5 protein-coding genes and 1 pseudogene are annotated in these 5,159 nt (G+C 74.3%); 3 read left to right on the plus strand and 3 right to left on the minus strand.

Translation table 11 applies throughout. The features are described from left to right. The first annotated feature begins 283 nt into the window (after positions 1-283). Together JNW89_RS26965 and JNW89_RS26970 are read left to right on the plus strand one after the other, a co-directional pair. Positions 284-889 carry a DedA family protein gene (locus tag JNW89_RS26965; protein ID WP_238451148.1) on the plus strand — a complete coding sequence of 202 codons (606 nt, stop codon included), beginning with the start codon at positions 284-286 and terminating at the stop codon, positions 887-889. Between the two features lie 305 nt (positions 890-1,194). Next, positions 1,195-1,848 (plus strand): DUF998 domain-containing protein, encoded by a 654-nt coding sequence (locus tag JNW89_RS26970; RefSeq protein ID WP_238451150.1) that lies wholly within the window; start codon positions 1,195-1,197, stop codon positions 1,846-1,848. On the opposite strand, the gene JNW89_RS26975 is transcribed toward JNW89_RS26970, so the two are convergent. Further along, positions 1,826-3,229 (minus strand): NAD(P)H-quinone dehydrogenase, encoded by a 1,404-nt coding sequence (locus tag JNW89_RS26975; RefSeq protein WP_238451152.1) that lies wholly within the window; start codon positions 3,227-3,229, stop codon positions 1,826-1,828. The two genes, JNW89_RS26970 and JNW89_RS26975, sit on opposite strands and share 23 nt — an antisense overlap. Before the next feature lie 106 nt (positions 3,230-3,335). On the opposite strand from JNW89_RS26975, the gene JNW89_RS26980 reads away from it, so the two are divergent. Beyond that, on the plus strand, positions 3,336-3,791 hold the full coding sequence (locus tag JNW89_RS26980; RefSeq protein ID WP_154939618.1) for a gamma-glutamylcyclotransferase: 456 nt from the start codon (positions 3,336-3,338) through the stop codon (positions 3,789-3,791). Between the two features lie 72 nt (positions 3,792-3,863). On the opposite strand, the gene JNW89_RS36970 is transcribed toward JNW89_RS26980, so the two are convergent. Together JNW89_RS36970 and JNW89_RS26990 are read right to left on the minus strand one after the other, a co-directional pair. Next, positions 3,864-4,826 carry a GNAT family N-acetyltransferase gene (locus JNW89_RS36970; protein WP_238451154.1) on the minus strand — a complete coding sequence of 321 codons (963 nt, stop codon included), beginning with the start codon at positions 4,824-4,826 and terminating at the stop codon, positions 3,864-3,866. Positions 4,827-4,968: 142 nt separating this feature from the next. Next, positions 4,969-5,159, minus strand: a pseudogene (locus JNW89_RS26990) (hypothetical protein); the annotation flags it as partial.

Here is a 5,159-nt window from a genome sequence, read left to right on the forward strand (position 1 = left end):
GGGACCTGCCGGCGACCCGCGGCGGCCGGCTCGTCAGGAACGGGGGGCCCGACGCGCGTGCGGCCGCGCGCCGACAACGGTACGCCGAGGAGCGCGGATCCGCCGTCCGCATCCGGCCCGGATTCGACCCGTTCCGCCCGTCACCCCCGGCCGAACTGCGTCGTTGTACCCAAGTGGCCCTGTCGTGTCCACCGTCACCACCGGCCGGGCCTGTCCCCGGTGACGGCGGACACGCCGTCAGGCTCGGGGGATCTGATCGGCCTTGACCGGCGAGGTGGCAGTCGTGCTCGAACTTCTCACTGACGTCGCCTCGCCGACGTGGGCGTACGTCGTGCTGCTCGGCCTGCTGATCGCCGACGCGTTCGTGCCGGTCATCCCCACCCAGGTCGTGATGATCACCAGCGGCGCGCTGACCGTCTACGGCGGGCTCAGCCTGCCGCTGACCATCGGCGTCGGGGCGCTCGGCGTCTTCGCCGGTGACCTGGCCTGCTATCTGCTCGGCCGCAGCGCCCCCGACCGGCACGCGCCCCGGCACGCCGAGCCGGGCCTGGCCCGCCGGATGGCCGGCCGGGTGACCCGGGGGCTACGCCAGCCGGGACCACTGGTCATCCTGCTCTGCCGGTTCGTGCCCGGCGGCCGGATGGCGGCCTGCTTCTCCGCCGGCCGCAGCCGGTACCCCTACCGGCTCTTCCTCTTCTACGAGGGCGCCGCGGCGACCGGTTGGGCGGCCTACGGCGGCCTGGTCGGCCACCTCGGCGGCACGGCGCTGACCGAGTCGGCCTGGCGGCTGGCGCTGATCGCCGCCGCGGCGGCAGCCGGGTTCGCGGCGGCGGGTTGGGCGATGACGCTGGTCGGCGCCCGCACCCGCGGCGAGGTACCCGTCGACTGACGCCCGCCCCGCTCCGTCCCGGCGCGGCGCCCGTCACGACCCGGTGTCGTCACGACGCGGCACCCGACGCGACGCGGCACCCGACGCGACGCGGACACGCTTTCGGCGCTACCAATCTGATGACGTCAACGGATCGCGCGGCGTGAGTCGTTGGTGTCATCAGGTCCGTAGCGTCCAGCGGCGGGGTGGCCCTCCCCACCGGCCGACCGTCGGCCCACCGGCACGGCACTAGGGGTGGACCCCGGCCGCAATCTCGGTGGCCGTCCCCGATCCGCTTCGGGTCGCTCCGGCGACAGGCTGGCGGCATGCCCACGACCCGAAACCTCGGCCTGGTGGCCCTCGGCGCGATCGCCCTGGCGGCGTTGCTCACCGTGATCGGCCACCTGGAGGTGGACGACGACCTGAATCCCTGGTCGCTGACCGTCAGCGACTTCGCCGTGTCCGACCGGGGCGGCGTCATCGACGTGGCGATGGTGGCGCTCGCGGTCGCCGCCGCCGTGCTGGTCCCCGCCCTGCGCCGCGTCCGCCGGTCCCGGGCCGTGTGCGAGCTGCCGCTCGCCGCCGCGGCCGGGGGGTTGTTGCTGGCCGCGGTGGTGCCCACGAATGAGCCCGGCCTGCCCATGGACGCCGCGGCGTACCTGCACCGGTACGCGTCCGTGGTGACCTTCGTGGCGCTGCCGGTGGGTGGTTGGCTGCTCGCCCGGCGGGACGCGCTGCCCGGGACCGCGCCCTGGCTGCGCGCCCTGGCGCTGGTCAGCCTCGCGCTCGCCGGGGCCATGATCTGGTCGGCCTACCCGGGCGACCGGTTGTTGATCGGGCTCGCCGAGCGGCTGCTGATCCTGGTCGAGGTGGGGCTGCTCGCGGTCGTCGCCACCGCCCTGGTCCGCCGGGGACCGGGCAGCGCCGGGCCGGCGGACCGGCCCGGCCATCCGGGGGTCACTCCAGCTCGTGGAGCATGAGCTGGCGGGCCGCCTCGGTGATCGACCCGGACAGCGACGGGTAGATCGTGATGGTCTGGGCCAGCTCGTTGACGGTGAGGTTGTTCTCCACCGCCATGGTGATCGGCAGGATCAGCTCGCTCGCCTTGGGCGCCACCACGACGCCGCCGACCACCTGGCCGCTGGCCGGGCGGCAGAAGAGCTTCACGAAGCCGTCGGCCAGGTCGTCCATCTTCGCCCGGGCGTTGCCGGACAGCGGCAGCATCACCTGGCGGGCGGGCACCTTGCCGGCGTCCACCTCGTCCTGGGAGACGCCGACGGTGGCCAGCTCCGGGTCGGTGAAGACGTTCGCCGCCACGGTACGCAGCCGCAGCGGCCGGACCGCCTCGCCGAGCGCGTGCCACATCGCGATCCGGCCCTGCATCGCGGCGACGCTGGCCAGCGGCAGCACGCCGGTGCAGTCGCCGGCCGCGTAGATGCCGGGGACGTTGGTCCGCGAGACCCGGTCGACGGTGACGTAACCGCCCCGGGCCAGCTCGACGCCGTACTCCGCCAGCCCCAGGTCGGCGGTGTTGGGGATCGAGCCGACGGCGATCAGCGCGTGCGAGCCGGACACGAGCCGGCCGTCGGAGAGCTGGACCTCGACGCCGTCGTCGGTGCGGCGGACCGCGTCCGCCCGGGAGTTGTTGAGGATGCTCATGCCCCGGTTGCGGAACACCCGCTCGATGGCCATCGCCGCGTCGGCGTCCTCGTGCGGCATGACCCGGTCCCGACTGGAGACGAGGGTGACCTGGACGCCCATCGCCAGGTAGGCGCTGGCGAACTCGGCGCCGGTGACGCCGGAGCCGACCACGATCAGGTGCTCGGGCAGCTCGGGCAGGTCGTACACCTGCCGCCAGGTCAGGATCCGCTCGCCGTCGGGCACGGCGGTGGGCAGCTGGCGCGGGGTGGCGCCGGTGGCGACCAGGACGGTCGACGCGGCGATCGACTGCTCGGCGCCGCCGTCGGCCGGGGTGACGATCACCCGGTGGGTGTGACCGAGCGTGTCCTCGCCCAGCCGGGCGGTCCCGGCCACGAAGGTCACCCCGGCCTTGACCAGCTTGGTGTGAATGTCGTCGGACTGGGCCAGGGCGAGCCGCTTGACCCGCTCGTGGACCGCGCGGGCGTCGACGGTGACCGCCTCCAGCCCGTCGGAGTGCACCCCGAACTCCTCGGTGTCCCGGTAGCCGGTGACCACCTGTGAGCTGGCAATGAACGTCTTCGACGGCACACAGTCGGAGAGCACGCAGGCGCCGCCGGCCCCCTCGGCCTCCACCACGGTGACGTCGGCGTCCAGCTGCGCGGCGACCAGCGCCGCCTCGTAGCCGGCCGGTCCCCCGCCGATGATCACGATCCGGCTCACAGCGCACGCCCCTCGTCGATGTTCACAGTGACTTTCTTCTCCCGAACGTGTCCGACACGCACCGTCGTATTCTCCCCCACCCGCCCGCCGGGCTATCGTCATCGCCGTGCGTCACTACGCCGCCTACGGCTCAAACCTGGACCCCGCCCGGATGCGCGCCTACTGTCCGCATTCGCCGATGGTGGGCACCGGCTGGCTGGAGGGCTGGCGGCTGACCTTCGCGGGCGAGGACGTGATCGGCTGGGAGGGCTCCGTCAGCACCGTCGTCGAGTCCCCGGGCGACCGGGTCTTCGTGGCGCTGTACGACATCCACCCGTACGACGCCGCGCAGCTCGACGAGATCGAGGGCGTGACCGCCGGCACGTACCGCAAGCTGCACGTCCGCGTCTCGACCCTGGACGGCGACGTCACCGCGTGGGTCTACGTCTTCGACGGGTACGAGGGCGGCCTGCCGACCTCCTGGTACCTGTCGGAGATCGCGAACGCGGCCGAGAAGGCGGGCGCGCCGGACGACTACGTCACCGAGCTGCGGTCCCGCCCCACCGGCACCGCGTCGGCGTAGCGCGTATCGCACGCCTCCAGTCTGCTCCCGGCGCCACGGACCGTCACCGCCGGCCCCGGGCGGCGTCGCCCATCACACACCGGCGGCGGGGACGATCCGCTCGTACATGTCGGTCCAGCGCACCTCGACCAGCCCCACCGAGCGGTAGAGGGTCACCGGGGCGGTCGGGTTGGTCAGGTCCACGCCGAGCCCGGCGGCGGCCCGGCCCTTGGCGGCGTAGCCGGTGAAGGCCCGCCACAGCAGCGCCGCGCCCACCCCGCGCCGCCGGTACGCGGGCAGCACCGACAGCGTGCGGACCCAGCCCATGTCCTGATCCAGCGCCTGGTCGGAGGATTGCAGCGCGCCGGCCGGCTCGCCGTCGACCTCGGCCACGAACCACTCGTCCCAGACCTTGCCGGACGCCGGAATCTGCTCCCGCCAGCGATCGAAGTCGACCGGCTCGTAGTCCGGGGTGTCCCGGAAGGCGGTGTCGAAGATCCGGTGGAACAGGCGCAGGTCCGCCTCGTCGTCGGGGCGCAGCGGGCGGACGGTCACCCCCGGCGGGGGCGGCGGCTCGGCGGGGAGCCCGGCCAGCGAGCGTGTCATCCGCACGTACCGCTTGACCCGGGTGAAGCCGGCCTCGGCCAGCTCCGCCGCCCAGCGGGTCTCCGGCGGGAAGACGGTGGACCGGACGGTCAGCGCGGGCAGGTCCCGCTCGGCGGCCCGCTCGGCGACCCGGTCGAGCATCCGGGCCAGCAGTGGAGCGCACAGGTCCGCGCCGCGCTCCGGGTGGACGTAGACCTCGACGAAGTCGCGGCCCACCCCGGTCGGGTTGTCCACCGCCGTCCAGGCGACGACCGTCCCGTCGGGGTCGGCGACCAGCCAGGAGTCGCGGGCCGGGTCGAAGAAGGGCGCGGTCAGCGCGGCCCGGACGTCCTCGGCATCGAAGTCCGGATAGCCGACGGCGAAGGTGTCCGCGGCGTGCACCACGGCGAGGATGGCGGGGACGTCGTCGAGGGTGGGGCGGCGGGCGGTCCAACCGGCGGGAAGCGTCACGGCGCGATCCTGACAGGGCGGGCGGGTCCGGCGCCGCCGGTTTTTCCGCCGCGTGATCCACTCGCTCGCTGTGCGGCGTGTCGCGGTGCCCGGCCCGCACGACACCGCGACACGCCGCAAACGGAGTCGAGATCGGCGGCGGTCAGCGGGCGGCGGCACCGGCCAGCAGGGCCCGGGTGGCGGTGAGCAATTCCACCAGTTCCGCGCCCTCCCCTGGGCGCAGGGTGCGGAAGGCGGCGGCGGTCAACCGGTCGGTCATCGCCTCGGCCCAGAGCCGCCGCCGCACCAGCGGGCGACCGGCGGGTACGGCGGCGACCAGCCGCAGGCCGACGC

The sequence above is a fragment of the Micromonospora sp. 4G55 genome, assembly GCF_016803375.1.

What these genes read in the sequence shown, in the direction of transcription:
- JNW89_RS26970 (WP_238451150.1), top strand. Translation starts at nt 1,195, where the DNA reads ATGCCCACGACCCGAAACCTCGGCCTGGTGGCCCTCGGCGCGATCGCC.